Annotated in this window: 28 protein-coding genes and 1 pseudogene; 8 read left to right on the forward strand and 21 right to left on the reverse strand. The window is 54.3% G+C overall.

The window, feature by feature from the left end:
- Positions 1-11 precede the first annotated feature (11 nt).
- From BLW97_RS11190 to BLW97_RS11210, 5 genes are all read left to right on the forward strand, one after another.
- Positions 12-275 (forward strand): FeoA family protein, encoded by a 264-nt coding sequence (locus BLW97_RS11190; RefSeq protein ID WP_031573216.1) that lies wholly within the window; start codon positions 12-14, stop codon positions 273-275.
- Positions 272-2,620 carry a Fe(2+) transporter permease subunit FeoB gene (feoB, locus tag BLW97_RS11195; protein ID WP_075323193.1) on the forward strand — a complete coding sequence of 783 codons (2,349 nt, stop codon included), beginning with the start codon at positions 272-274 and terminating at the stop codon, positions 2,618-2,620. Before BLW97_RS11190 ends, feoB begins: the two co-directional genes overlap by 4 nt.
- A complete protein-coding gene (locus tag BLW97_RS11200; protein WP_075323194.1) occupies positions 2,617-2,928 on the forward strand; it encodes a FeoC-like transcriptional regulator in 312 nt (103 codons plus the stop codon). The genes feoB and BLW97_RS11200 overlap by 4 nt, the downstream gene beginning before the upstream one ends.
- 114 nt (positions 2,929-3,042) lie before the next feature.
- Complete coding sequence (gene aguB / locus BLW97_RS11205; RefSeq protein ID WP_075323195.1) at positions 3,043-3,915, forward strand: N-carbamoylputrescine amidase; 873 nt, start codon at positions 3,043-3,045, stop codon at positions 3,913-3,915.
- Complete coding sequence (locus BLW97_RS11210) at positions 3,908-4,660, forward strand: gamma-glutamyl-gamma-aminobutyrate hydrolase family protein (RefSeq protein WP_024893017.1); 753 nt, start codon at positions 3,908-3,910, stop codon at positions 4,658-4,660. Before aguB ends, BLW97_RS11210 begins: the two co-directional genes overlap by 8 nt.
- A 40-nt stretch (positions 4,661-4,700) precedes the next feature.
- On the opposite strand, the gene BLW97_RS11215 is transcribed toward BLW97_RS11210, so the two are convergent.
- From BLW97_RS11215 to BLW97_RS11230, 4 genes are read right to left on the reverse strand one after another with little or no spacing between them, the layout of a single operon-like run.
- Positions 4,701-5,348 carry a VTT domain-containing protein gene (locus BLW97_RS11215; protein WP_075323196.1) on the reverse strand — a complete coding sequence of 216 codons (648 nt, stop codon included), beginning with the start codon at positions 5,346-5,348 and terminating at the stop codon, positions 4,701-4,703.
- Positions 5,348-5,710 carry a hypothetical protein gene (locus BLW97_RS11220; protein ID WP_075323197.1) on the reverse strand — a complete coding sequence of 121 codons (363 nt, stop codon included), beginning with the start codon at positions 5,708-5,710 and terminating at the stop codon, positions 5,348-5,350. Before BLW97_RS11220 ends, BLW97_RS11215 begins: the two co-directional genes overlap by 1 nt.
- Positions 5,707-6,459 (reverse strand): type 1 glutamine amidotransferase, encoded by a 753-nt coding sequence (locus tag BLW97_RS11225; protein ID WP_031573206.1) that lies wholly within the window; start codon positions 6,457-6,459, stop codon positions 5,707-5,709. Before BLW97_RS11225 ends, BLW97_RS11220 begins: the two co-directional genes overlap by 4 nt.
- 26 nt (positions 6,460-6,485) lie before the next feature.
- A complete protein-coding gene (locus BLW97_RS11230; protein ID WP_010637323.1) occupies positions 6,486-7,412 on the reverse strand; it encodes a selenium metabolism-associated LysR family transcriptional regulator in 927 nt (308 codons plus the stop codon).
- An 84-nt stretch (positions 7,413-7,496) separates the two neighbouring features.
- Here BLW97_RS11230 and BLW97_RS11235 point away from each other — a divergent pair, with 84 nt between their 5' ends.
- Together BLW97_RS11235 and relB are read left to right on the forward strand one after the other, a co-directional pair.
- The gene (locus BLW97_RS11235) at positions 7,497-8,081 is read left to right on the forward strand and encodes an NINE protein (protein ID WP_075323198.1); all 585 of its coding nucleotides are present in this window, start codon (positions 7,497-7,499) and stop codon (positions 8,079-8,081) included.
- 129 nt (positions 8,082-8,210) lie between these two features.
- Positions 8,211-8,399: a type II toxin-antitoxin system RelB family antitoxin gene (gene relB, locus BLW97_RS11240; protein ID WP_024893012.1), complete on the forward strand. Its 189-nt coding sequence runs from the start codon at positions 8,211-8,213 to the stop codon at positions 8,397-8,399.
- Positions 8,400-8,535: 136 nt separating this feature from the next.
- Here the strand turns inward: relB and BLW97_RS20435 are convergent.
- From BLW97_RS20435 to BLW97_RS11270, 6 genes and pseudogenes are all read right to left on the reverse strand, one after another.
- Positions 8,536-8,816 (reverse strand): annotated as a pseudogene (locus tag BLW97_RS20435) (class I tRNA ligase family protein).
- Between the two features lie 83 nt (positions 8,817-8,899).
- The gene (locus BLW97_RS11250; protein WP_075323199.1) at positions 8,900-10,045 is read right to left on the reverse strand and encodes an aldo/keto reductase; all 1,146 of its coding nucleotides are present in this window, start codon (positions 10,043-10,045) and stop codon (positions 8,900-8,902) included.
- Positions 10,042-11,223, reverse strand: coding sequence for an acetoin utilization protein AcuC (locus tag BLW97_RS11255; protein WP_075323200.1), 1,182 nt, complete (start codon positions 11,221-11,223; stop codon positions 10,042-10,044). The genes BLW97_RS11250 and BLW97_RS11255 overlap by 4 nt, the downstream gene beginning before the upstream one ends.
- On the reverse strand, positions 11,223-13,715 hold the full coding sequence (locus BLW97_RS11260) for a nitric oxide reductase activation protein NorD (RefSeq protein WP_075323201.1): 2,493 nt from the start codon (positions 13,713-13,715) through the stop codon (positions 11,223-11,225). The genes BLW97_RS11255 and BLW97_RS11260 overlap by 1 nt, the downstream gene beginning before the upstream one ends.
- A gap of 9 nt (positions 13,716-13,724) precedes the next feature.
- Positions 13,725-14,522, reverse strand: a complete 798-nt coding sequence (locus tag BLW97_RS11265) for a CbbQ/NirQ/NorQ/GpvN family protein (RefSeq protein ID WP_010637306.1) — start codon at positions 14,520-14,522, stop codon at positions 13,725-13,727.
- 3 nt (positions 14,523-14,525) lie between these two features.
- Positions 14,526-14,921: a hypothetical protein gene (locus BLW97_RS11270; protein ID WP_075323202.1), complete on the reverse strand. Its 396-nt coding sequence runs from the start codon at positions 14,919-14,921 to the stop codon at positions 14,526-14,528.
- Between the two features lie 125 nt (positions 14,922-15,046).
- Between BLW97_RS11270 and BLW97_RS11275 the strand changes: the two genes are divergently transcribed.
- Positions 15,047-15,370, forward strand: a complete 324-nt coding sequence (locus tag BLW97_RS11275) for a hypothetical protein (RefSeq protein ID WP_024893006.1) — start codon at positions 15,047-15,049, stop codon at positions 15,368-15,370.
- 75 nt (positions 15,371-15,445) lie between these two features.
- Here the strand turns inward: BLW97_RS11275 and BLW97_RS11280 are convergent, their stop codons facing one another.
- The 11 genes from BLW97_RS11280 to BLW97_RS11330 form a co-directional block, all read right to left on the reverse strand.
- Positions 15,446-15,823: a hypothetical protein gene (locus BLW97_RS11280; protein WP_075323203.1), complete on the reverse strand. Its 378-nt coding sequence runs from the start codon at positions 15,821-15,823 to the stop codon at positions 15,446-15,448.
- Between the two features lie 32 nt (positions 15,824-15,855).
- The gene (locus BLW97_RS11285) at positions 15,856-16,863 is read right to left on the reverse strand and encodes a lipoate--protein ligase family protein (RefSeq protein ID WP_077218394.1); all 1,008 of its coding nucleotides are present in this window, start codon (positions 16,861-16,863) and stop codon (positions 15,856-15,858) included.
- A 49-nt stretch (positions 16,864-16,912) separates the two neighbouring features.
- The gene (locus BLW97_RS11290) at positions 16,913-17,317 is read right to left on the reverse strand and encodes a hypothetical protein (protein WP_024893003.1); all 405 of its coding nucleotides are present in this window, start codon (positions 17,315-17,317) and stop codon (positions 16,913-16,915) included.
- A gap of 165 nt (positions 17,318-17,482) precedes the next feature.
- Complete coding sequence (locus BLW97_RS11295) at positions 17,483-18,826, reverse strand: OmpP1/FadL family transporter (protein ID WP_075323204.1); 1,344 nt, start codon at positions 18,824-18,826, stop codon at positions 17,483-17,485.
- Between the two features lie 244 nt (positions 18,827-19,070).
- On the reverse strand, positions 19,071-20,207 hold the full coding sequence (locus tag BLW97_RS11300) for a radical SAM protein (RefSeq protein WP_075323205.1): 1,137 nt from the start codon (positions 20,205-20,207) through the stop codon (positions 19,071-19,073).
- Between the two features lie 24 nt (positions 20,208-20,231).
- On the reverse strand, positions 20,232-21,293 hold the full coding sequence (locus BLW97_RS11305) for a geranylgeranyl reductase family protein (protein WP_075323206.1): 1,062 nt from the start codon (positions 21,291-21,293) through the stop codon (positions 20,232-20,234).
- Positions 21,290-22,360 (reverse strand): lipoate--protein ligase family protein, encoded by a 1,071-nt coding sequence (locus BLW97_RS11310; protein ID WP_075323207.1) that lies wholly within the window; start codon positions 22,358-22,360, stop codon positions 21,290-21,292. Before BLW97_RS11310 ends, BLW97_RS11305 begins: the two co-directional genes overlap by 4 nt.
- 53 nt (positions 22,361-22,413) lie before the next feature.
- Positions 22,414-23,535 (reverse strand): radical SAM protein, encoded by a 1,122-nt coding sequence (locus BLW97_RS11315; RefSeq protein ID WP_024892999.1) that lies wholly within the window; start codon positions 23,533-23,535, stop codon positions 22,414-22,416.
- A gap of 85 nt (positions 23,536-23,620) precedes the next feature.
- Positions 23,621-24,061 (reverse strand): glycine cleavage system protein H, encoded by a 441-nt coding sequence (locus BLW97_RS11320; RefSeq protein ID WP_226826144.1) that lies wholly within the window; start codon positions 24,059-24,061, stop codon positions 23,621-23,623.
- Between the two features lie 20 nt (positions 24,062-24,081).
- The gene (locus BLW97_RS11325) at positions 24,082-24,477 is read right to left on the reverse strand and encodes a DsrE family protein (RefSeq protein WP_010637289.1); all 396 of its coding nucleotides are present in this window, start codon (positions 24,475-24,477) and stop codon (positions 24,082-24,084) included.
- Positions 24,474-24,920, reverse strand: coding sequence for a biotin/lipoyl attachment domain-containing protein (locus BLW97_RS11330; protein WP_010637288.1), 447 nt, complete (start codon positions 24,918-24,920; stop codon positions 24,474-24,476). The genes BLW97_RS11325 and BLW97_RS11330 overlap by 4 nt, the downstream gene beginning before the upstream one ends.
- Positions 24,921-25,148 lie beyond the last annotated feature (228 nt).

Below are 25,148 nucleotides of genomic sequence, written 5' to 3' on the forward strand. Positions count from 1 at the left end.
CCTATTCATCCATGAACATGCACAATCTTACTTCTGAAAATCCTTCACGCAGCCTCGATCAGTTACCCGGCGCTGCCTCCGCGCGCATTGACCGAATTGCTGGTGATCGGACCATGCAGCAACGTCTGCAAATGCTGGGTATTCGTCCGGGCGTCGCACTGCATATTGTCCACGGCCCCAACAAACGTGGGGTAGTCATTCAAATCAACGGGGCGCGTTTTGCCATCGGCAACAGCATGGTTCAGAAAATATGGGTTACGGAGCTATCCGCATGAGCGCCTGTCATGAAAATCAGGGAAGAGCAGCCCCAGTCCTGTCCGAACAAAGCATTGTTCTTGCGGGTAATCCCAACTGTGGCAAGACCACGGTGTTCAACCTGCTCACCGGCGCTCACCAGCAGGTCGGCAACTGGCCGGGGGTCACGGTAGAAAAACGCAGCGGCAGCCTGCAGCTTGCCAAGAAGAAAGTTTCGGTTATCGATCTTCCCGGCGTTTACAGCCTGATGGGTGGTGGCGGAGAGGATCAACGGGTCGCCCGGGATTTTCTGCTGGATACCCCGGTAGACCTGATTGTCAACATTGTTGATGCTTCCAATCTGGAACGCCATCTCGCCTTGACCGCCGAATTGCTGGAAACCGGCCACCCCATGCTGCTCATCATGAATATGACGGACGAGGCAGAAGCCAGAGGCTGGAAGTTACATTGTGCTGAGCTGGAAAATGCTTTGGGAATTCCCGTAGTGCCTATGGTAGCGCGAAAAAACAAAGGTCGAGACTATTTACTCCAGAGGATGATTGAGGCCTTGCAAAAAAAGCCGCAGGGTCATCCAATCGTTTATCCGGTCCCTGTGGAAGAAGCACTGCAAACACTGGGGACAGCAATAAGCGGACCAAATACGGCCAAAACCAGGGTGGACGCTCTGCGTCTGCTGGATGGCTCTGCGCAACCCTCTTCAGAGCAGAACGCGAAAATCCTGAAAGACTTGCGCCGGCATATTGAGTTGATCAGTGATGAGGATCCCGCTGACCTGGTCATGGACCGGCGTTTTTCCTGGGCTCACGACATGGCGGGTATTGCCCTGCAAGCTCATGGAAAAAAGGGGCTGCGTGAAAAAATCAATCACCATCTGGATCACATTGTTCTCAATGAATGGCTGGGTGTACCGATATTTTTGCTGGTTCTTTATCTGGTATTTGTCGTGAGTTTCAGTGGCGGCAATATTTTCCTGGATTTTTTTGATCAAGCTTCTGCGGCCCTGCTCATCCATGGAACCGGTCATCTCCTGTTGCTGGCGGGGTTACCGGACTGGCTGATTTCGGTGATTGCCGGCGGGGTTGGCGGCGGTCTCAATCTGGTGATTTCCTTTATTCCCCCCATTGGTCTTACTTTTCTCTTTCTGGCGTTTCTGGATGACTCCGGCTATATGGCGCGCGCCGCCTATGCCATGGATCGCCTGATGCGACGCATGGGCTTACCCGGCAACGCGCTGGTGCCCATGGTCATTGGTTTTGGCTGCAATGTTCCGGCCATTATGGGTGCGCGTATTATCGAGGATCCGCGTGGACGCATTTTGACCGTGTTGATGCAACCCTTCATGTCCTGCTCGGCGCGTCTCACCATCTACATGGCTTTTGCGGTCGTATTTTTCCGCAGCAATGGTGGTCAGGTCGTATTCGCCTTATATGTTCTGGGCATACTGGTCGCGCTGCTCACGGCGTGGTTACTGGGGAAAACGGCCCTGCGCGGTGAAACCATGCCTTTTGTCATGGAACTGCCGCCCTACCGCCTGCCCAGTTTCCGCAGCGTCGTCCTGCAAAGCTGGCAGCGCCTGAAGGTCTTCATTTTCCGGGTCGGCAAGGTCATCGCCGTCATCGGTCTGGTGCTCTTCATCCTGCCCGGCATCGGCTGGACCAGTCAGGGCTTGCGCAGCACGGACATTGATCACTCCCTGCTTGCCCAGGGCAGTCAGGCATTGGTTCCGATATTCGCACCCATGGGCATCAAGACTGACAACTGGCCCGCCGTATCCGGCCTCATTGCCGGCGCGGCAGCCAAGGAAATCGTCATCGGCACTCTCAATGGTATTTATCAACGCCAAAATGCGGCGGATTTGATGGCGGATTACCGGCAGCCCGACATTATCGGCCAACTGCGGGATGCGCTACTGACCATTCCGGCTAATGCCCTGACCTTTATGCGCACACTGGACGACCCTCTGGGCCTGAGTGTCATGAATTCCACCAGCGCAACGGAGCAGGCCTCCGGCGCAGAAAGCGCCACCCTGCAAGCCATTGCCGCAGGCTTTACGCCGCTCTCGGCTTTTGCTTACCTGGTGTTTGTATTGCTCTATGTACCCTGCGCCAGCACCATGGGAGCCCTGCGCCGGGAAGTCGGTTGGGGATGGATGGGGTTTTCCCTGCTTTACGGCACCGGTCTCGCCTGGGGTACCAGTACGCTCATTTTTCAGGCAGGAACTTTCGCCGCCCACCCTGCTGCATCATTGGCCTGGATTGCCGGGATTCTGACGAGCTTCGGACTGCTGATCATTGCCCTGCGCATTTATGGGCGACGCCAGGAAGCGAGTCCCGCAGCCAGCATCAAAAAGCAGGCTGCGGTATGAGTACATTGTTTGCCGTGCGCGACAGCCTGCGTGATCACGCTCTGCTGACCAGCAGCCAGATTGCCGTAATTTTGAACCTGCCCAAAAGCACGGTAGAAGATATGCTGTTATACTGGCAAAGCCGGGGGCGCGTCGAGGCTGTTTCTCTCTCTTCAGCTAAAAGCTGTGGGAGTCCGTGCCAGTCCGGAAGTTGCAGCAGTTGCGCCAGCCCAGCACAAAATGCGGCACTGCAAGCCTGGCGTTGGCGGGACCCGTCCGAAGTTTCTGCGGGTAGCGTCATGACTTTTCACCCGCCACAACATCCCTGAGTTCAGCCAAATCCCGAAAACTGCTCGGATCATTAGGCCCTCTTGCCCCTCCCGGTGGCTCCTCTATACTCCAATTTGGAGAATCGGCCAGAAGTTTGCGGACAGAGGTGCATCATGCAGGTAAAAGTAGCTGCCATTCAGATGGCAGTCGGCGACAACGAAGCGGAAAACATCGACAAGGCACTGCAGCAGGTGCATTGTGCTGCAGATGCTGGAGCGAACATCATCCTCCTCCAGGAGTTATTCAGCACACCCTACTTTTGCAAGGATCAGAACCCGGATTTTTTGGCACTGGCCCAGCCGCGCAGCTCCCATCCCGCATTGCTCGCCCTGCAAAAGCTGGCGAAAGACCGGCATTTGGTCCTGCCCGTGAGTTTTTTTGAACGCGCCAACAACGCCTTTTTTAATAGTCTGGTGGTTTTTGATGCCGACGGAAAGGATCTGGGGCTGTATCGCAAAGCCCATATCCCCGATGGTCCCGGCTATCAGGAAAAATTCTACTTCAGTCCCGGCGACACCGGCTTCAAAGTTTTCGACACCCAATATGGCCGAATTGGCGTCGCCATCTGCTGGGACCAATGGTTTCCCGAAGCCGCCCGGGTGATGGCACTGCAAGGGGCGGAAATCCTGTTTTATCCCACCGCCATCGGTTCCGAACCCCGTGCCCCGGAAATCAATAGCCGTGGGCACTGGACCCGGGTGATGCAGGGACATGCCGCTGCCAATCTGGTCCCGCTCGTAGCGGCGAATCGGATCGGCCACGAAATAGGCGCGGAAAGCAGCATCACCTTTTATGGCGGCTCTTTTATCAGTGATCCGACCGGGGCCCTGCTCGCCCAGGCTGACCAGGAGGAATGCATCCTCTATGCTGATCTGGATTTATCCAAACTGGCGGCACAACGGGCCGAGTGGGGATTATTCCGGGATCGCCGCCCGGAGTTGTACGCGCCCATCCTCAGCCTGGATGGAAACCCTTCCGATGGATGAGATTTTACCTCCGGAACCCCCGGTCATCGCCCTCAGCGCTTATGAGCGGAACGGCGAACCTTTTTCCCTTGCGCCCCAGTACGCCGCAGCCGTATGCCAGGCGGGAGGTCTGCCGGTTTTGTTTCCACCCCAATGTCCGGAAGCCCGGATTATTTTGTCGCGCTGCGATGCCCTGGTGCTGACGGGTGGTGGAGATATTTCCCCGGAGTTTTATCGCGCTACCTGTGATGAAAGTGTGTACATGGTGCATCCAGATCGCGATGCAGCAGAAATTGCCCTGGCCCGGGAAGCCATCGCCCGCCGCATTCCGGTATTGGGTATTTGTCGCGGCCTGCAAATCATCAATGTCGCGCTGGGGGGTGACCTCCTGCAGGATTTACCCAAAAATATTGGTACCCGCATCTGTCATCGCAACAATGACGGGGATCCCATCATGCATGAAGTCATTGTCCTGCCGGATACCCTTTTGGGCAGCATTGTTCGTCGGGAAACCCTGGAAATTTCTTCCTGGCATCATCAGGCTATTGCCAACATGGCCCCGTCCCTGCGTATCAACGCCATCGCCGAAGATGGCGTGATTGAGGCCGTGGACATGCCCGACAACCCGGATATTTTCGCCGTACAGTGGCACCCGGAACATACTGCCGCTGGTGATCCCCATCAGCAGGCGCTTTTCAACTGGCTGGTGAAACGTGCCGAGCGCCGCATTGTGCGGACCATCGAACGACAGGAAAACAAGAGCTGAACGGTTAATCTTGCAGGCTTCAGCCGAACTCTACACAGATTCAGGGTGCAGGATTACCGGCGGGCTGCAGACGCTGTTGTAACCAGGCAAAACCCGCTGGCAACAGGGAAATCACAATGATGGCGATCAAAACCAGGTTCAGATGGGTTTTCACCCAGGGGAAGCCACCCAGAAAATAGCCAGCACCGAGCAGTCCGCCCACCCAGAGAAATGCCCCGGTCAGATTAAAGATGACAAAACGCCGATAAGGCATGGCGGCAATACCGGCGACAAAGGGTGCAAAGGTGCGGATAATGGGCAGCAGCCTGGCGATGACTACTGTTTTTCCGCCATGCCGGGCATAAAAACGCTGGGTGGTTTCCAGATGGCGGATGTTCAACAGCTTACCGCCAAACAGATGCACACCCCAGCGCTTGCCCACCCAGTAATTGACTGCATCTCCCAGTACCGCCGCTGTCACCAGCAAAAACAGTAGCCAGGGTGCGCTCATGGCTCCCACTCCGGCCAGGGTGCCACACACAAAAAGCATGGAATCCCCGGGAAGAATGGGCATGATGACCAGCCCGGTTTCTGCAAACAGAATCAGAAAAAGAAGGGCATACACCCAAGCCCCGTACTCCTGCAAAAACAAAAGCAGGTAATGGTCAAAGTGCAGAAGCATCTGCAGCAAGTGATGAACATCCGACATCAGCTGTCTTCCGAAACTCCGCAGTAGCGTTGATAGTGGCGCTCAAACATGATTTCCATTTCGGCGATCACCGTTTCTGCCTCTATCCCGCCCATGACATGCCTGGACATCAGGCTGGATGTATCATTGAGCATTTCCTTGGCATCCAGCATGCTGTAACTCTCCCGCAGCCGCTTGATGGCACCCACTACGCTTTCGCCTTCGCGGGCAGGCAACAGGTTGGGCTTTTCAATCACTTTTTCCTGCGGCGCTTCAGGCTTCTGGCGACTGCGCAGAAATTCGGCAAAAGCCACTACCTGTTCCTGCCCGGCAGCATCCAGTTTGCGCATCACTTTCAGGAACTGACGCTCACGACTATTCATACATCACTACCCGTATCCACTTTCAGGGAAAATACCGGAGGCTTACGCTTTTCGGTCATCAGCGCCAGCTCGCGAACTAGGGCAACAATCACGCGGTCAGTGGTTTTCTGCATTTCCGGCCAGAGACTGCGGCATTGTTCCAGTAACTCACCAACATTTTCAGGGGGTTCGCGATCCTCTTCCATGAGAATGTCTTCAATCAGACCCGGTTTCATTTCCGGTCGAAACAGCAGACCTACCGCACCCTCTTCAGGGCGGAAAGCAATCCAGCGGCCTTCATCATCTACTACTAGAGGCTGGATGCCTTCCGGCAAAATGGCGGTTCCCGGCGACCAGACCATCACTTTGGCACCGTCCACAGCCTGAGCCAGAGGATCGTTTTTACCCGCTTCCGTGGCATGCGCCGTTGTAAAATAAGCGTTATGGTAAGGTTCGAGTTGTAATTCAGCGCCTTCATATTTAGCCAGCAGCAGCGCCCCCAGCCCGAAACCCACTACCGGTCTGCGGTTTTTACGGAACATGGCAATTGTTTTGATTTCCTGCTCCAGCCATTCGTATTTTTCTGTTTCCAGCGGAGACATCGGCCCACCCAACAAAAACAGGGCATCAAAAGTCAGGGCATTCCCCGGTAATTCACCACTCAAAAAAACCCGAAAATAACTGAAACCGATGTCGCGCTTTTCCAGTTGGCTTTCCACGATTCCCAGAAATTCGGAATAACTGTGCTGCACGACTGCAAAATGCTTCATTCATACTCCTCAAAACTTCTCGTTGATTAGACCTCGCGACGCACCGGCATGGCCAACATGTCCTTGCTGCAACGTTCCTTGGCAAACTCCAGAAATTCATCCATAACCAGGCTGCGGAATTTTTGTTTCTGGTACACAAAAAAGTAAGGCCTTGCCAGGGCCGGGCTCAAGGGCCGGGCCAGCAAGGTCCCCAGGGCCAGTTCTTTCAGCACTGTGGCCTCAGAGACAATGGCCACGCCGAGCCCCCCTTCTACCGCGCCCTTGACCGCCTCAGGGCTGCCCAATTCCATGGTGATATGCAAATCATCCGTATCTATGCCGGCCTGATGCAGATATTCCATGGTGACTTCCCGGGTGCCGGAACCTTCTTCGCGGGAAACAAAAGGATAATCCAGCAACTCTTGAGCAGACACGCTTTCATGGAGACCCAGGGCATGATCAGGCTGGGCGATGACAATCATGGAATCCATGCAACATTTGAGCGTGGCCAGACTTTTATTGGTCACCACACCTTCCACCAGTCCCAAATCAATGCTGTTGTCTTCAATCATGTGGACAATTTTGTCGGTATTTCCTACATGCAGGCGTACCTGCACGTCCGGATATTTCATTTTGAAATCACCGAGCAGACGGGGAAGCATATACTCGGCAATGGTGGTACTGGCTCCGATCAGCAAATGACCACGCAAGTCTCCCGTCATTTCTCCAACCCGATTGGACATTTCCGTGTACAGGGAAATGATGCGTTCCGAGTATTCGTACACCACCAGGCCCGCTTCAGTGAGGCTGATGCGATTATGGGTACGGTCAAACAACCGTGTATTGAATTGCTCTTCAAGCTGCTTCACCTGAAAAGTCACCGCAGGCTGCGTCATGTGCAAAGTATCTGCCGCTTTGGTAAAGCTGAGCATCCTTGCCACCGTGTGAAAAACCTGTAACCGTCGATCTGCCATGAAAATCCTTAGTCACCCGCGACTTTTAATGAGTTTAGGGGTAATATCTGAGCGCTTCAATACAGTATTTAAGGAGGATAACCCATGCCCAAGGCTTGGGAAAAGCTCGATCTGCAAGGCGCCGGGGTACAGAGTTTACAAATTCGCTTGCAAAAACTCCAGAAAAAACCTCTATGGGCCTATCTATATTGGTTTTTGTTCCCCTTTGGAGCCCATCGTTTTTATCTGGAAGAGTCCTGGGCCTGGGTATTTCCGCTGGTGACGACCGCCATAGTGGTTCTGGCCGTATTAGGGTTACTCTGGGAGGCCATTGTTGTGGCCGTCCTGATGCTGGCGTTCGCTCTTTGGGATCTCAGCCGCATCAGCCACTGGATCAGCACCTATAACAAGGAGTTGCGCAAGGCCAGCTGGTTTGCCCGACAAACCCCTGCCGCACCTGCTGGTTATCAGGGGCGCACGGATACGGGTGAGGCGCCTGCCCAGTGGCAACGGGAGTTACAAAACTATACAGCCACCAAGGAAAGTGAACGGGCCGGGCATCCTGCTGCACAAAATCCTGCCAACAAAGGGTTTGCCCCGGGGCAAAGACGCATGTCTTTTGCGGAACAGGAAAAACTGTTGCGGGAAATTGCCAGTGCCCCCAAAGGCGAAAAACCCAAAGATCATTAGGTGGGTCTGGATGTTAGGATGGTTCCGGCAAGAGCGAAAAGCGCCTAATATAGCCTTTAAGGGCCGCATGGTTGGCCAAATGAGGGCGTTAAACCCTCTCTGATGATAGATACCAAGGAGCAACCTAGGATGAATGCCATTTTACCATCCATCATCTCCGAGTTTGAAACCGCCGAGCAGGAGGCCAGCTACACGGCTTGGCTGCAGGCCAAGACGGCCGCCAGCATAGCTGACCAGCGCCCGGGCATCCCGCACGATGAGATTGAGAGGCGCATGGCCGAGCGACTAGCACGGCTCAGACAGCGCAAGACGCCCTGATGATGCTACCCATCTTCTGGCTTGAGTCGGCGGACGCCGATCTGGCCGCCATCATAGACTACATCATTGTGTCACGGCCACCTGCATAGAGATCGTGAACGTGGTACATGCTCGCCGTGAGTTCCCCTGTTTCAATTCAAAATAAACGGTCATAGCGAATACCGAAATGATCCCAAAGGCTACGGAACGTGCTACTGATCGTGTCAGAGTACTCGGCAGGTGTTTTTCCCCGGCTGCGGGCAGCCTGCTCTATCTTCTGGCCATGTTCATCCGTTCCTGTAAGGAAAAAAGTAGCGCCCCCTTGAGTTCATGGTAACGCGCCAGAATGTCGGCGATAATCGTCGTATAGGCATGGCCAATGTGGGGCACGTCGTTGACATAGTAGATCGGCGTAGTGACGTAAAACTTCTCTGGCATTTTTATTCCTCTGTCAATCCAGAATTAACATCAGAGCAAACGGTCCTCCGCATAAAAACCAGAAAAGCCCGGTTCGCTCAACACTACTTTTCCTTTTCAAACATCGCCAGATAGCGTTCTTTGGGTAAGGGGAGCTGCTTGGCCACTGCTAAAAAATCTGCCAGATGCAGGGGTGAACTCATTCCCACCAAGGTGACGCCAATGCCCGGCGTCGAGCGCACAAACTGAATGGCCCGTTGCGCCGCATTGGCCAGTTCGGGAATTCCTTCCTGCAAGGAGGGGATTTCTTCCTGGGCCAGCAATCCTTTGCCCAGGGTATGGCTGGCCATGACGGTCAGCTTGAGCTGAAAAGCGGCTTGAATGGTCGAACCAATATTTCCCTGTCCGGTAACCTGACTGAAGCGCGTGTAGGCTTCAGGCATCAGGGCATTAAAGGGGAGTTCCACTACCCGCAGATGGTGTCTGTTACCTTCACCGGCTGCCTTCTCGGCCAGCCCAATCAGACTGGTCAGGGACTGGAACAGAGTGTGATCGGTTTCCACCCGACAGGCGTTGAAGGTAGAGATGCCATAATAACGAATTTTGTTTTCATTGACCGCCTGTTCCAACACGGTAAAGACCTGGAGCAACTTCTGGTACATGCGTTCTTTGCCAATCAGCGGAATATGTACCTCCGGCTGATCCACCAGAAACACATCCAGGGTTTCCAGACCGGTTTGGCTGCGTAAATCATCCAGTTGCCAGGCAATATATTCGGGGCTCAGACAATGCACATTCTGGGCGAGGTCTTCTTCCTTGCCCAGGCCTTTGGCGACCACTTCCTCGCGAAAAAAAGCGAGAGGATCTTCGGGACGCCCGCCCGTGAAGGTCAGGAACCCGCCCTTGCCCACCACAAAAAACTCCTCGCGGAGAATTCCCGCCGCCATGGCCTTGGCAATACCCGCCCCCACCGCCCGACCAGCCCGGCCAAAACGATAATTCGCACCAGTATCAATCACGTTAATCCCGGACTGCAGAGCCTGAGCGACAATGGCCGCCACGGCCAGATCCGTCACATCATCCACGGCGCCGGGGAATGTGCCGACCCCCAAGGAGGACAGCTTGATCCGGGTATTCAGAAAATCACTGAAATGTTCTTCCGCCAGAGTCTCTGCAAAACGCGCTACATAGGCCTTACTGCCGACACTATTGGCGGCTCCGGGAATCAATGTCTTATCCGCAGCATTCACGCAGCGTTTCTCCTGTTTGCAAAAAGGGGATGATGGTGGAACAGATACTCCAGACGATCGGTCACTTCGTTTCGCAAGGGACCCGGCAAGGGCAGATCATCCAGATACTGGAATTGACGGCTGTAATCGGGGGCGTCTTCATCGTCCAGATCCCATTCCACGCCTTCCAGCAGGGCTCGGCCTGACTCGGGCAGATTTTCATCCAGCTTCCGCCCGGACAAAATCGCCCAGACCCCGGTCCAGCAGCGTGCCAAAGCAATGGGATGATACCCTCCTCCACCCAGCACCAGCAAACGCGGGCTTTCGGCGAGCAGACGCCGAAGCACCTGCCAGAACAGTCCATTGGATATCCGGAATTTGCTCAGCGGATCGGGAGACAAAATGTCCGTACCCGCCTGCAAGACCACCACATCCGGAACAAACTGCCGCATGACCCGTGGCCATAGGGCCTCGAAAACTGCCGCGTATTCCGTGTCGTTGATTTCTGCAGGCAGGGGCAGATTGACCGCCATACCTTCATGGTCATCCAGCCCGCCCCCCTGAAAAGGATAAGCATAGGCCGTGTCCATATGCAGGGAAACCGTCAAGGTATCAGGGTCCGCATGAAAAGCTGCCTCTACGCCATCGCCATGATGAGCGTCCATATCCCAGTACAACACGCGCAGCCCGGCCCTGCGCAGATGCTGGATAGCCAGTACCGGATCATTCAGATAACAAAATCCGCGTGCCTGACCGGGTGCCGCATGGTGCATGCCTCCTGCCGGACTGAAAGCGGTGAAACCCTGTAATACCTGCTCTGCAGCCAATATGCTGGAGCCCGTAGCCAGATTGGGCGTATCAAAAAAACCGGGGAAATACGGATTTTCCAAGGTACCCAGTTGATATTGTTTACGATCCGTATCGCGGACATTACCGCGAAACTGGGCACGTTCAAAGGCCTGGATATAATCGCGGGTATGAAAGCCAAACAGCTCCTGATGACTGGCCGGACGCCCCAGGCAATACTCCTCGGGAGCAATAGCCCCATAACTGTTGATCAGATCCAGAGTCAGGGAAACGCGCGGAATCGCCAGCGGATGATTGCTGCCATAACTGGCGCGGCGATATCGGGCAGCGCCGACAAAGCGGGCCGGAAGCGTGGCCGCAAGTCGTGGCTGCAATAATTCCTTTTCATTCATCAGCCATGCCCCCGCAGGCGCAAGTACACTTCGGGCAGGCGCGCCGGCAGGCTATCCAGATGCGGCAGCACCAGATAATGTCCCTGCCCGAAAACCTGCGGCAAATATTCTCCACCCTGGGGATCAAGACTGATACAGAAGGCGTGAATACCCAGTTCCAGCGCTTCCCGCACCGCCATGCGAGTATCTTCCTGCAAATAGCGGGCATCTCCCCCGTCATCGTAATCTGCCGGACGACCATCGGAAAGAATCAGTAACAGGCGGCGCTGGGCCGGGCTGCGCAGCATCAGTTTGCTGCTGTGGCGGATAGCCGCGCCCATGCGCGTCGCCAGACGCCCCGACAAGCCTCCCAGCAGGGCCCTGGCCCGTGCGTCAAATCTGTCGGTGAAGCGCTTGATGGGATACATCAGCACTTCATCATGATATTTGCTCGCAAAACCATAGACCGCAAAAGGATCCCCCACTTCCAGCAACGCTTCGCCAAACAGCAGCATGGCCGCCCGCAGCCGGTCCACCACCCGCACCCCGGAATCTCCCGCTTCGGCCATGATCGAGGTGGAAAGGTCGGCCAACAGCAGCACCGCCGTATCCCTTTGCTGGGGACGGCGCTGCAAATACACGCTGGCTTTTGGTGAACGTCCGGCACGTTTTTCAATCAGAAACTGCACAGCAGCTTCAAGATCCGGTTCCTCCCCTTCATACTGGCGACGACGGGGAGACATCCGGGTCGGCTTCTGGGCCTGTAAGGCGCGCTTCAAGCGCCGCAAAGTCCCATCATATTCAGCCGCTATTTCAATGGCCTTGGCTTCATCTTTTTCGCGCAGCTTACGCTCGTGCACCCGCGCCCAGTCCATTTTATACTGCTGATGGCGGTAGTCCCACTCGCGGTAGGGCCAGCCACCCTTGGGGCCTTTCACCCCCCGACCACTGCCCGCCACCTTGGCCGGCAAAGGAATACCCACACCCACTCGCCCGCCCGTACCCTGAATATCTTCGGGCGGGATTTCCATGTCCGGGTCATTCCCCTCGGCGGCCTGTGGAGTTTCCTTGGGTTTTTCCTGATGACCCGCCGCACCCAGAGCACTGTCGCCCTCTACTTCCGGTCCATCGCTGCCGTGTTTTTGCCGGGGATAGACGGGCCTTGCAGCATTGGGAGAATGGCCGGGCAAATAAGCGCGGGCACGCTCCGTGAGGGTCAAAGGCGGCAGGGTGCTTGTGGCATACAAGGCCATAGCCACCCGGAAGGCATCCACAATACCGGCTTCGCTACGGGTCAGATCCGCCAGATCAGGACTCAACCGACCTAGCTGGTAATCTTCCAGATAACGCTGGGCCTGTTCATAGTAGGCAGCAGCCACACCCTCAGGGAGTCCGTGCTTGCGGGCCGCCCGCACAACCCGGGAGATGTATCCTGGCATTTCCCGATCCAGCGCTACATCTACGCGGAGGTCTTCACACAAATCAAAAATCATCTGGAAACGAATCAGGTCTTCGCCAAACCGGGCAAACAGCGGCCGCCAGGTAATGCGCTGATCGGGGTCCAGGGGTGGATGCTCCATGCCGATTTCCGCAAACAGGGCGTGAATGGCATCCTGCTCATAGCTGTCAAAAGCCAGATGCGCACCCGTATGGTAAAAAGCCAGCAGGGCTTCCTCCCGATCCGGCATGACCGCCGGTACAAACAGACTGCGGCCATCGGTTTCCAGAAAACTGCGGCCGCCTTCCAGGCTCCAGTCGCCCTCTTCCAAAGGCAAATGCAATCCAGTCCAGGCCTGCAGCAATAAACCAAACAAGCGCTTGTGGGTTCCCATCCGAAAACCGGGCAGCACCTCCAGCAGAAAGCTGCGGGCTTCATCACTTTCCAGACGAAACCAGGCCTCACCCCGAATCCGACCGGCCGCCAGCACATCTGCCCCGCGTCGCGCCCATTCCGCTACACCGTCCAGACCACAGATGCCGCGCACCTTGATGGCGCCATCCAGATAAGTCCCCAGGCCCAGACGGCCCTTGGCCAGACTGTCAGCGGGTTGCAGCAGGGCAGTCAGGCCAGTTGTGCCGTTATCACCAAAAAGCGTCGCTACCGGCATCCGAAAATAAGCCGCAGCACTATCCACATGGCGGCCGATCCAGTCCGCCCCCAGCTTGAACCACAGCGCTTCACCTTCGGCCCCCCAGCTTTTACGCACCGTGGCCGCCTGCGCAAAAAAGCCGACTACGGCGCGAAAAGTGCCGCGCTGGGTCAGAAACTGCCGCGCTTGTTCCAGCCAGGGATCCAGGCCGCCAAAAGCCGCTACCATGTTGGCCGTGGCATGAAAATAGGCCTTACCGGCTTCCCGGTCATAAAAAAACAGGTCTCGGCCTGTTTCCAGAAAGCGCAGGGCAGCCGCTTCCCCAAGCGGCGCCACTGCGGGCAAGGCTTCGCGGGCATCCCGTCCGGCCACAAAACTGATGGCCGCCAGATGCTCGAGGATTTCTTCGGTCGCTTCCGACATGAAAGCTCCTTAACGTTCCGGGAAAAAAGTCCGGAAAATTTCCAGCAAGGCTTCGCTCAACTCCGGATCATCAGTTTGCGGGTTGATGATCGCCATGGTGCAGGCTTCCAGGGATTCCAGTCCCGCCACCATCAACGCTCCAGCGTAAATCAGCGCGCGCGTCGAAGTCACTTCCTGCAGACCCTGATCCTTGAGATTCCGGGCTTTATCTGCTGCCGCCACCAGGGCCTTGGAGCGGGATTCATCCAGCCCCGCCTCTTTCATGACAATCCGGGTTTCCACCTCGGCCGGGGGATAGGTAAAATTCATACCCACAAAACGCTGTTTGGTCGAGGGTTTAAGATCTTTCAAAACCGTCTGATAACCGGGATTGTAGGAAATGACCAACATGAAATCGGGATGCGCATTGATTTCCGTGCCCAGCTTTTCAATAGGCAGATGGCGGCGATGGTCCGTCAGGGGATGGATCACGACGGTCGTGTCGGTCCGCGCTTCAACAATTTCATCCAGATAGCAGATCGCCCCCTCACGCACCGCCTTGGTCAAGGGTCCGTCCTGCCAGACCGTGGCATCTCCTTCAATGAGAAAGCGCCCGACCAGGTCTGAACTGGTCAGATCTTCGTGGCAGGCTACGGTAATCAGGGGCCGCTTGAGGCGCCAGGCCATATGTTCCAGAAAGCGGGTTTTGCCGCAGCCCGTCGGGCCTTTGAGCATGACCGGCAAACGGCGGCTCCAGGCCGCCATAAACACCCCGACTTCATTGGCTACGGGTTGGTAAAAAGGTTCCTGGATAATCATTTCACTCATTACTCAACCCTCTTGATTTTGTTCGGCATGACTACGTAAATACAGAAATATGTGACGCAGGGTATGAATCACCATCCGCTCAGGCTGGGCGGGCAGTGCATCCTGACGCTCCGCTTTCAGACAATTCTGGTAGTAAATCAGTTCACGACAATTATCGCGAATGGTATTCCAGTGGGGCTTGCCCTTCACCAGGGTTTTCCACAATTCCAGCAAATCCGCATCACTGGCATAAGGCTTATGCTCGTTTTCCAGCATAATGCGCAACATGGCCTGCGATTCGGCAATGCCCGCTGCCAGCAATTCGGGCAAGGGCATTCCTGCGCTTTGTTGTTTGGCTAGTGCTTCAATACGTTCATGGACGGCATCCAGTGCCGTAATTAACTGTGTTGACTCGGTCATCATCACTCCTGATCGGTTTTTCGGCGAAACCCGCTACCACTCCGGGAGATTTTCGTCTAGGATAAAAGAGTTTTAGCTAAATGCGTGTATAATTCATTTTATAGTGTGATTAATAAGGGGCAACCATGAGCAACAAACTCGTCAAGATGGTCAAACTGAACAACCTGCAATACAACGCCAATCGCGATCCTCAGGTCTACCGTCGCGTCGCCGGACATCCTTTCCGGATTCAGGCCATGCTCGAAGGTCAGGGCAGCGCCAAAGTCAGTGTAACCTGTGAAGGCAAGACTCTGAAAGAAAGCACCCTGGAACTGCCGGGTATTTTCTCCTACGAAGTCACCTTCAAGGATGCCGGCATTCGCATTGCCACTCTGACCGTCAGCGCCGAAGGCCAGAGCGAAAGCCATGATCTGCTGCTGGATACTGAAGCCCACGCCAAGGTCGGCTGAAGCAGCGAGTCAAGCGGTATAGCAAGCGCCGTCCGGCTGAGCAAAGCCAGCGGCGCTATTTTTTGGTGCTTTTTATTACCAGGCAAACTGCTGGAAAAATTCCGGCAAGCGTTGCAAACCTTCTTCCCGATCAAAAAAGCGGTCAGCCCGCGCTGAACGCGCCTGATCACGCAATTCGCGGCTCCCACCCAAACAGAAAATAGGGATATTCAACTGGTGCTCACGGCGGATCATGTCTATCAACTCCACCGGATCACTGATTTGCGGGTCTTCCAGATTCAGCAGCATAAAGCGGTGCAAGAGAATTTCCTGCCATTCATCAAAAGCATCCAGATCAGTGGCTTCCGTCATTTCCCACTTTTCCGGAATAGAAGACTCCACCGCCTGACGCAATGCCGCATCACTATTCATCAATATAAAACGCTTGCGCATCCGGTCATCAATACTGGGCATTCGTCATCTCCTGTCATTCTGGATTCGGATTTTTAATCTTTCCAGACAGCCGTTTCGGCAAATCGTGCCGCCCAAAGATCGTATTCGTTACCAGCCAATTGTTGCAAGGCGGCGCTGAAGGCGGGGGAATCCATCTGCAAGCCGCTGAATATCTGCGTCTCGCTCTCGGCCCACAACGAGACTTTCACCCTACGAAAGCAGCCATTTTCTGTCCAGATACGTAAATATTGTCCTTCCGGCCATTGGCGTTCTGTCAAAAAAGCGCCCGCTTTAATCTTGATACCCGCAGCTACGCGGCGGCTTCTGCGGTCTTCCCATTCCGGCTCTTCCAGTTCCGCTTCTGCCACGGCGCGCTGCTCATCACAACTCAGCACCATCTCGATGACCGCTTGCACTCCCAACTTTTCCAGCACCAGAGGAAAAGCCGCGCGTAGAGCCTCGGGCGTGGGTGGAGAGGAGGACAGTTGCGACCAACTCCAGACACTGTCCTCCAGGGCCTCTGCGAGCCAGGCACGAAACGCTTCCGAAGGGGCTGCCACACAAGCGACAAAACCCTGCCAGTCCACATGGAGCATGATGCTGCCGCCCAGCACCAGACTGCGCCCGATACTTGCCGCTCCGGTCCCACCGATTTTACGCCCGGCGCACCAGAAGTCGTGCCCATCGCGCGCCTCAACGAGCACCCCAAAATGGGCATAAAGAGCCACTATCCAGGGCGCGATATAGTCAAAAAGCTCAGGAGCACGGCGCATACCCCACGCCGTCGGAAAAATAAAAAAGTAACTGAGCTGTCCGCCATCCACCCAGACCAGCCCGCCACCCAGGGATCTTTGCAACACCGGGACCCCCAGCTTTTTACAGGCCAGCAGGTCGAGTTCCGCTCCGGCAGATTGTGCCGCACCCGGACTCAGATGCGCAGCGCTTTGTACCAGCAGCAAAATGGGCAGATCACTGTCACTTTGCGCCTCTGCCAGCCCCACATAGGTTTTGTGGAGCAACTCCGGAGACAACACCCCCAAGGAGATGATGCGTAACTGCATCCCTCAGAGCTGTCCTGACTGGAGCGGAAGATAGCCGAAGGCCATCAACTCAGGCGTTTTCTTCCCGGGTTTCCTTGTCCTTGGGGCGGTAAAAGGCCGAAAAATAGAAATCCCGCTCATTCAGGGCTTCATGCCAGCGCACGCGTTCTTCCACACCCGCCTGCATGATACCCGCCATGGCCATGGACTGCTCACTATCCAGAATCAGGATGGTATCCTGCAAATCTTCATCCAGCTCGATAAAGTGCGCGGCCATGCCCAGAGGTTCCTGCACATGCACCAGAAATGATTTGCAGGCAGGATCTTCGGGATCCAGTGGCGTCATGACCAAACGACCCATATAGGCCATTCTCGCCAATTGGTTGAAACGGGGAATTTCCAGCTTTTTCCCCATCTTGTATTTGTTGAGTTCATTTTTGAGGCTACTAACATCAGTAATCGGTATGGACTTCATGCGTTTCCTTGGGTTCTCTGCTGATCGGATTCAGGCCAGTTTCGCGCAAAACCCCCTTGGGGTGCAAGGTAAGGGATTTTGCGGCACCAACGCGGCCCCGTAACCTGAACACAAAAAAAGGAGACGGTCGCCCGTCTCCTACGTACCCTGAGGAGGGGTATGGTTTTAGAAGTCGTAACCGACTTGGAGACCGAAGGAATTTTCAGCAAGTGTTGATGTTGGTGTTTCCATTCCAAAAGGAGCTGTACCAGCTGGTCCCGTGATCGTATTTGCAAATGCATGCATATACGCTTCGGTAAGCTTCCAACCCATTCCCAGTTTCTGAGTAGAACCAAAGGTAATGGTATTCTGGACTACAGCTGGGAAAATGGTATTCGCTGCTGCATCTTTGTTATCGATTGGATTGGAACTCCAGGTATAACCAGCACGCACCTGCAACCAGTTGTTGATATCATACTGGGTACCAAAATTTGCAACAAACTGATTATGCCAGTGTAAACCAAGCGGAACCACATTGGTACCCTGCCAAGGTCCATAAATATTAAACGTATTTAGGGTGTTGTGCCAATTAATCCATTGTCCCTCAACGCTCACCAACCACTGAGAGGTAGGACGAATAGCAAGCCCTAAGGCAATCTGCTGAGGGTAATTCAAATGTCCGCTGTACTGTCCAGCTGTCCCTTGCACAGGTTGTCCATTTGGAAGCTGTGCAGCTTGTGAGCCAGCTTGGAAAGTGAGGGGGGTAAAGACCATGGGTGATTTATAAGTTGCACCCAAGGTAACCATATCATTCACTTTGTAAAGAACGCCCAAAGTCAACCCTACTCCATAGGCCCATGATGGGGTTGAAAGATTTAGTCCACCACCTTCATACAAATCGCCCTTGGCAAAATTTTGATTTGGCGTAAATGTTTGTTGGAAAGAACCCTGCTCTGCAGCGATGTTCAAAGAACCACCTACAGAAAGGTGGCTATTAACTTTCATAGCAAGTGACGGAGCCATTTGTATGAATGTTATACTGCTATATGCTTGTGCGACACCGGACGTCAAAGTTGGTGATGGTTGCTGAAGGACACCATTTTTAGCAAACTGATATGCGGGACCCGTTGCACCTGGTTGAATATAATTAACTCCCAAACCAGAAGTACCATATACCCCACCACCAAAGACTATTCCATCTCCAAAAGCCGGTGCTACCCAACCAATTGCAGGTATACCATAAATATTGCTATGACTTCCTATCTCACCACTTCCCATATTCGTTTTACGGGTTGGGTTAAAAACTTCTGCCGAGAAAGCTGCTTGCGGAGTCATATTAGCCAAACCTGCAGGGTTACTGATCGCTGCAGACAAAGGATCATCAGGCGCGGCGACAACCGCGCCACCCATACCGATCGCGTACTGACCAATACCAATCAACTGATAACCATCCGTTGCAAAGGCGCTGCTGGAAATGCCCATTGCCAGAGTTGCTGCTACTGCTACCCCTAAAATCCGTGATTTTTTCATCTGTATCCTCCGCCCACAGTTGTGTCGCTAATGACACGGTGATTGTGTCTTAACGGGAACAGTGTTGCAAGAACATTGATCTATCAATTTTTTAATCCAATTATCAGCGCTTAAAATATGGGTATATTAGCAATAATAAATATTACTGGATTTTGGGGAATTTCCATTAAAAAAGGGGCCGAAGCCCCTTTTTTCATTCAGCCAATTTATCATGAATCGGCTGAATATTCTTCCCAAAAGCCTGTCAGCCCGGGAATTGCAGATCCTGCAAACGCATTTGCCGACGCACGATTTCCACATCTCCCTTGTTAAGGGCGAAGGGGAAGGAACGAATGTCCGAGGGCGAAGAATCCCCATAGGGACGGTTGCAGGCGCTGACTTCTTCATCGTCTTTGCCGGGGCAGCCGGAAGTCTGGAAAGGCTTACCGGAGTTGATAATGTCTTCCAGCTCCGCTTCGGGGTAGCCGAAGTCCACGACCCGACCATATTCGTCGAATTTCATGTCATCGTAGCGGCCACCGGCATAGTCAATGAGGAAGCGGCCCAACTGAACGCGACGCCAATGATCCTGAGGAACCGGATCCCAGTCTTCCATCATGGAACCCTTCTCCGGGAAAAAGGCAAACATGTGATTATGACCGCCCATATCCTTCATTTTCTGACAGACTTCAAGAATTTCCTGTTCGGTTTCGCCCATGCCACAAATCAGATGGGCGCCGAATTTTTCCGGCCCATAAATTTCTGCGGCCCATTCAATGGTCTGCCAGTATTTATCCCAGGAATGCGGGCTTTGTACGGTTTTTCCACGGGTCCGCTCAAAAATTTCCGGGGTCACGGCATCCAGAGCTACCGTGAAAATGTCCGCACCGGCTTCCTTGAGGTTGATGAGATCCTGCTTTTCCATGGTGGTCGGATTGGAAAGAATGGAAACCGGAATATGGGGGGCAACTTCCATCCAGCGTTTGAGCATGGTCATGGTGTCATTGTCTGAATCGGGGTGGGTGATCATGCTGATACACATGCGCTGAAAATCACCCTTGTCGCTGTTCTGGGCAATGCGTTCGAGCATTTCGTCCACCCTCACCGTCGGCCAGTCCACCCGAATGAAATTGCGGTCGGCATAATCGCGGCTTTCTTCACGATGTCGGGCCAGACCACAGTAGGTGCAGTTGGCGCGGCAACCTTCCGGGTAGGTCATCAGCAGATTCAGGCAGTTGGTACAGGAGGTGCGATGCATCACGCCGGGCACCAGACCCAGGGTAATGGCTGCCGCCGTACTTAACTGCACATAGTCCGGGGAACGCATCGTCGGTGTTTTGACGAAATAATCCGGGCGATAAAAATTTAGGGTCTGAGAATTTTCTTCGACTACCGCACTCATGGACGTTCCTCCTGTCAATCTGCCTTAAGCGGCAAAGTATTCATCAAAAGCGATCCAGGCGGATCGCATTACCTGGTCTTCCCGGGCTGCAGGCTTGCGCCACACAGCTTCCAAAGATGTTCTGCGCTGCACAGCCCGGCGCAAAGCGGGACCGAACTGATCCTGCATGTCTTCTTCATAACTTTCCAGCGCATCTTCATCGCCGGACAGAAAAGCGGCAGCGGCCAAACCGACGGCTTCCCCACTGATGACCGCCGCAGGGATACCAGCACCCGTAATGGGATGCGTCAATCCGGCGGCATCCCCACAAAGCAAAACATTACCGTGGATCATGGGACGCAAACCACCAACGGGTATGGCACCACCGGTTCTACCGAGCACTTCTGGGCCAATAATGCCGCGCTCCACCATCTGCTGATGGAGATGTTCGAGAGGTAATTTGAGATTATCCTCAAAGCGTTTATCAGCCCCCAAACCCAAATTGGCAACAGGTCCACGCGGAAACAGCCAGCCGTAACCACCTGGAAAAGCATCAGACAGAAAAATATCCGTATCCGCATAGGGATGACTCAAGGGTACCGTGTACTGCCGGGTATAAACCACCTGCTGATGGGGCAACCCAATCGCCTCAGCAACCGGGCTATGCGGACCATCTGCGGCAACCATCAGCAAGGGTTCAACCGCTTGAATCTCACCGGAAGACAACTTGATTTGGGCGTGGCGACCATCCCAGGCAAGAAAGGTGCTGCGTGTTTTCACCTCAGCACCAGCGGCCTGAGCGAGCTCTGCCAGCCCCTGATCAAAACGTCCCCGGTCAATCATGATACCGGGGAAGACACTATGATGTTCCAAGCCGGAGGGAAGAACAGTCATCATCCCTGCCACATCCTGCACCCGCGCCCGGGTCTCATGAACAGTACGCAACAAAGGCATGGGGACAAATTCGGCGCATTGTACCGGCAGGCCAATTTGTGCCCGACGATCCACACACAGTACCCGCAGCCCCTTATCGGCGGCAGCACGGGCAGCGGCCGTTCCCGCCGGACCGGCACCGACAATCAGCAGATCCAGCTTGATTTTATTCATGGCTGCTCCGCTGCCATACGCAGCACCCTGGCGAAGTGTTCAGCCTGCAAACCGAAACCATCAATATGTTGCTGCACAAACAGCTCCGTCAGAATGCTGTCCACGTCATTCAGATGCACATTACGCAGGGCGGCTTCCATATCGACGATGGCGCGGCGGGGCTGGATGAAGTAATCCCCGCTGAAATGAACCTGACGCACCCGATCACCAAAGCTATCCCAGAGGATTTCTGCCTGCAGGGTTCCTCCCGGCGCACGCAGACTGGCTTTGCGGATTGGCATACCGTCGCGGGCACGGTTGTTCACAGCCAACCATTCCGGATCGCGGACTTCAATCAACATCTCGGGCAGCAAGGTCATGACCGGTTCCGGCATTTCTCCCGTTTCAAAACACAGCCCCAGGTGTAAGCGGAAACCTTCCAGCAAGGCCTCTTGAACCATACTTAGCTCCGGCGCTTCGCCCAGCAAAGCTCTTAAACTGGTGACCCGATCGGCAACGGATGCTATGGCATGGGCATCCAGCTTTTCCACTGGAACCCGGAGGACCCGCAGCATTCTCGGTATGTCTAGATCCACCAGCACGGTACCCTGAAAAAGTAAAACATCGCCGTCCATGATACCGCCCGTTCCCGAGATTTTTTTTCCTTCCACTTCAATATCATTACGTGGTCGGAAACGGGCATCGACGCCTAGCTTCGACAAACCTGCCGCAGCCGCCAGACATATTTGCCGGGAGACTGCCGCCATGTCGCCTTTGGGCAGAGCATCCCGATGGCAGACCAGTTCCCAGCCAATTTGGGTCGGATCAAAAATCAACGCGCCACCACCAGTAAGCCGACGCTGCACAGCAATGCTCTCTTCCCGGCAAAAATCCAGATTCAATTCCTGATCCGGAGACTGGTGGTAACCCACCAGCGCCGATTCTTCAAAGCGCAAAAAGCGGAAAATATTGGGAATGGCCTGATCGGCCATGGCCTGCAGCAATGCTTTGTCCAGCGCCATATTCTCATCGGCTGGACGCAAACCCGTATCGACTAACAGCCAGGGAGTTTGTGCCGCAGTGTTCATTGCGGGTAACCCCGATACTGCGTCAAGCTGGTCACATGTACCACGTACATTGCTCAGGCCGTGAAGACGATGGGAATATCGCGCAATTGGGTGCGACGCTTTGGAGCAGCAGGTACGTAATCCAGAGGCATGGTCGTGGACTCGTCGCCCATACTGAGCACTTCTTCGCCGACAATCATGGAGCAGCAGGACGGGGTCACGAACACATCCCGTTCCAGATGTTTGGCCAATGCCAACATACCATCGGAGGGGAATGCCACACCATTGAGACCCGCCATGACCGCGTAGGTATCGGTAATGGAACGATGAACGCCCGATGGGCGCGCACAACCGAGCAACACCGGAGTCTCTGGAAGTGCAGCACGGGCATCCATAAAGAATTTACCGACTTCATCGGTGGGCGGGGTCACAAAAGGACGACTGGAAGAGGCATACTGGGGCATAATCACGACCAGCACCAAGGCACTGGGCAGATGCCGTTGAATGATTTCCAGCGAATTCCACTCACCCAGCAGTTCTCCATAATGCAAACCGATGACAATGTGGGGAACAACCTTCATTGATGTGGCAACCAAAGCCTCCAGGGCCGCCTCAAAGTCATCCACAGTGCGACGCAGATGATAGACCTGATTGATGGTGTCCTGGGCGCCGATCACATCCATCATCGCTACATCAACGCCCGCATCTTCCATGCCTCTGGCAAACTCAGGGGTTGCAATACCCGTATGCATGGCAATTTGCAGGTTGGGGTAACGATCCTTGATTTTACGCACCATGGGGAAATACGGTTCATAATGCACCACATTCTGGTGGTCCGACCCCCCGGACAAGAGCAAACCGCGACCACCGTCGAGAACAATCTGATCGACCAGGCGATCCAGTTCTTCAGGACTGCGTACCGGAATCATGGGTTCCAGAATTTTAGCCTTGCAGTGATCACACTGGAGTTTGCAGTCACCACCGGTAATGGAGATGGCCGGGAACGCATTTTTACCACAAGCAGAAACTTCCGAAGTCTCGTGGTGTTTGAATGAAGGGGTATAGAAATTGATACGACCCACCTGACTGCCAGCCAGGCCAGACCACCGCTCCCGCATGGATTCGACCAGATCAGCGTTGAGCGTCAGATCTTCTAATGCTTCCACTTGCGAAACAGCGTTTAACCATGGGTTCATATTAATTTCCATCCTTGTCAACCATTAAGAAAGCTAGACGGCCGCAAAATGCGGCCGTCTGACTGGATAGGGCTATCTGAATAACTCAGCAGCCGCCAAAACCATCAGCCGTCATCTTTTCTTCAAAAGCGGCCAGAGCGTCAGCACCGGTTTTCAGCTCGCCAGAATCACCAGCAAAGTCAGCCGGAGTCAACTTGGCAATCCAGCCACTACCATAGGGATCCTTGTTGATCAGGCCCGGATCCTTGGCTACGTCATCATTGCTGGAAACCACGGTGCCACTCACCGGGCTCTTCAGCGGACCTACCCACTTACCAGATTCAACCGTTGCGGCAGACTTGTCTTTTTTGATGTCTTTACCAGCACCCTTGGGGGTGTAGGAAACAATCTGACCGGCCAAAGCACAGGCATAAGAAGTCATACCAATGGTGACGCTGCCATCATCTTCCTTGCGCAACCAAACGTTATTATCAACGTTGTACATCAAATCTTCGGGGATTTCACAGCCACGTACAGTTCCCATCATTTTCTCCTTCGGGTTTTAAATTAAAAAAACAATAGCCGGTCAACAGACAAAATCAAATCAGCAAGATCACCTGCTGAAGCCACTTCATCCACTTCATCAATCAGGTTGTCTGCTTCAATCTCATATCCAGGCAGTGCCGGTCTGCATACATAAAGCTGTGCTCCAGCATTTTTGGCATCGCGAATAAAATCAATAATCCGCTTGCCACCTTCCATCGCTGCCAAATTTTCTGCAACGCCCACTTTCATGAGTTTTACGGCTTCCATGGTGCAAAAAATCTTAACCTCTGCGTCCATGGAAGACAACAGCGAACCCAGATAGAAAGGCGTTGCACAACGATGGGCGGTGCTTGGGCCACTGGTCATCACAATAACCACCGACTTTTCACCGTCATCGTTCAAATAATGATCACTCATCGCATACCCCGTTCACAATGGATGTCGTCGCGCAGACAGCGCTGCCGATACAACTCAAATGCCGCATCCCCAGTAGACAGTTTTTTTAACGCTACGTCCACGGATGCCACCGGTCGAACCCGGGCGATCCACGCTTCATAAGGCTCAATATTCAGCAGGTTGGGATCTTCCAGCACATCTTCGTTGGCCAAATCGATCACACAATCAAACACATTAGGAACCGGACCTGCCCATTTGCCACTTTCAATGGTCGCCACGGGCTTGCCTACGGGCCTGCGTGTGCCCGGACGGCGCACCCGCACATGCAAAATTTTACCAGCAATAGACTGAGAAATATCCGTCATGCCCACCGTCAGGGTTCCGTCGCCTTCGCGACGCACCCAGATTTGACACTCCTGATCATAATATAATTCGGCGCGAAATTCGCATCCGTTACATTCCATAGCCTCCCCCTGTTGACAGCGGCAGGTAATAAAAAAAGCGCCCCATTACGGGGCGCTTCCCAACCTTGTTATACGATGCCTTTGGCCGCAAGCAGGTCCATGGAATCGCTGACGTTGTCGGGAATGCCGACCTTGCGCGCAGACAGGCCCATAGCCAACCCTAACAACTGGGTGAAGTAAATGACCTTGACGTTGGATTTGATACCGAATTCCGTCTCCGCACGGACC

The organism is Acidithiobacillus albertensis (assembly GCF_001931655.1).
GTDB classification, from domain to species: Bacteria; Pseudomonadota; Gammaproteobacteria; order Acidithiobacillales; family Acidithiobacillaceae; genus Acidithiobacillus; species Acidithiobacillus thiooxidans.

Excerpts from the sequence above, each read along its gene's own strand:
- BLW97_RS11210 (WP_024893017.1), top strand. The coding sequence starts at position 3,908 with ATGGATGAGATTTTACCTCCGGAACCCCCGGTCATCGCCCTCAGCGCT.
- BLW97_RS11255 (WP_075323200.1), bottom strand. The coding sequence starts at position 11,223 with ATGAATGAAAAGGAATTATTGCAGCCACGACTTGCGGCCACGCTTCCG.
- BLW97_RS11300 (WP_075323205.1), bottom strand. The coding sequence starts at position 20,207 with ATGAGTGCGGTAGTCGAAGAAAATTCTCAGACCCTAAATTTTTATCGC.
- BLW97_RS11215 (WP_075323196.1), bottom strand. The coding sequence starts at position 5,348 with ATGTCGGATGTTCATCACTTGCTGCAGATGCTTCTGCACTTTGACCAT.
- BLW97_RS11260 (WP_075323201.1), bottom strand. The coding sequence starts at position 13,715 with ATGTCGGAAGCGACCGAAGAAATCCTCGAGCATCTGGCGGCCATCAGT.
- relB (WP_024893012.1), top strand. The coding sequence starts at position 8,211 with ATGAATGCCATTTTACCATCCATCATCTCCGAGTTTGAAACCGCCGAG.
- BLW97_RS11230 (WP_010637323.1), bottom strand. The coding sequence starts at position 7,412 with ATGGCAGATCGACGGTTACAGGTTTTTCACACGGTGGCAAGGATGCTC.
- BLW97_RS11295 (WP_075323204.1), bottom strand. The coding sequence starts at position 18,826 with ATGAAAAAATCACGGATTTTAGGGGTAGCAGTAGCAGCAACTCTGGCA.
- BLW97_RS11235 (WP_075323198.1), top strand. The coding sequence starts at position 7,497 with ATGCCCAAGGCTTGGGAAAAGCTCGATCTGCAAGGCGCCGGGGTACAG.
- BLW97_RS11280 (WP_075323203.1), bottom strand. The coding sequence starts at position 15,823 with ATGCCCAGTATTGATGACCGGATGCGCAAGCGTTTTATATTGATGAAT.
- BLW97_RS11285 (WP_077218394.1), bottom strand. The coding sequence starts at position 16,863 with ATGCAGTTACGCATCATCTCCTTGGGGGTGTTGTCTCCGGAGTTGCTC.
- BLW97_RS11275 (WP_024893006.1), top strand. The coding sequence starts at position 15,047 with ATGAGCAACAAACTCGTCAAGATGGTCAAACTGAACAACCTGCAATAC.
- BLW97_RS11325 (WP_010637289.1), bottom strand. The coding sequence starts at position 24,477 with ATGAGTGATCATTATTTGAACGATGACGGTGAAAAGTCGGTGGTTATT.
- BLW97_RS11265 (WP_010637306.1), bottom strand. The coding sequence starts at position 14,522 with ATGAGTGAAATGATTATCCAGGAACCTTTTTACCAACCCGTAGCCAAT.
- BLW97_RS11220 (WP_075323197.1), bottom strand. The coding sequence starts at position 5,710 with ATGAATAGTCGTGAGCGTCAGTTCCTGAAAGTGATGCGCAAACTGGAT.
- BLW97_RS11190 (WP_031573216.1), top strand. The coding sequence starts at position 12 with ATGAACATGCACAATCTTACTTCTGAAAATCCTTCACGCAGCCTCGAT.
- BLW97_RS11270 (WP_075323202.1), bottom strand. The coding sequence starts at position 14,921 with ATGACCGAGTCAACACAGTTAATTACGGCACTGGATGCCGTCCATGAA.
- BLW97_RS11305 (WP_075323206.1), bottom strand. The coding sequence starts at position 21,293 with ATGAATAAAATCAAGCTGGATCTGCTGATTGTCGGTGCCGGTCCGGCG.
- BLW97_RS11315 (WP_024892999.1), bottom strand. The coding sequence starts at position 23,535 with ATGAACCCATGGTTAAACGCTGTTTCGCAAGTGGAAGCATTAGAAGAT.
- BLW97_RS11310 (WP_075323207.1), bottom strand. The coding sequence starts at position 22,360 with ATGAACACTGCGGCACAAACTCCCTGGCTGTTAGTCGATACGGGTTTG.
- BLW97_RS11290 (WP_024893003.1), bottom strand. The coding sequence starts at position 17,317 with ATGAAGTCCATACCGATTACTGATGTTAGTAGCCTCAAAAATGAACTC.
- aguB (WP_075323195.1), top strand. The coding sequence starts at position 3,043 with ATGCAGGTAAAAGTAGCTGCCATTCAGATGGCAGTCGGCGACAACGAA.
- BLW97_RS11225 (WP_031573206.1), bottom strand. The coding sequence starts at position 6,459 with ATGAAGCATTTTGCAGTCGTGCAGCACAGTTATTCCGAATTTCTGGGA.
- feoB (WP_075323193.1), top strand. The coding sequence starts at position 272 with ATGAGCGCCTGTCATGAAAATCAGGGAAGAGCAGCCCCAGTCCTGTCC.
- BLW97_RS11330 (WP_010637288.1), bottom strand. The coding sequence starts at position 24,920 with ATGGAATGTAACGGATGCGAATTTCGCGCCGAATTATATTATGATCAG.
- BLW97_RS11200 (WP_075323194.1), top strand. The coding sequence starts at position 2,617 with ATGAGTACATTGTTTGCCGTGCGCGACAGCCTGCGTGATCACGCTCTG.
- BLW97_RS11320 (WP_226826144.1), bottom strand. The coding sequence starts at position 24,061 with ATGATGGGAACTGTACGTGGCTGTGAAATCCCCGAAGATTTGATGTAC.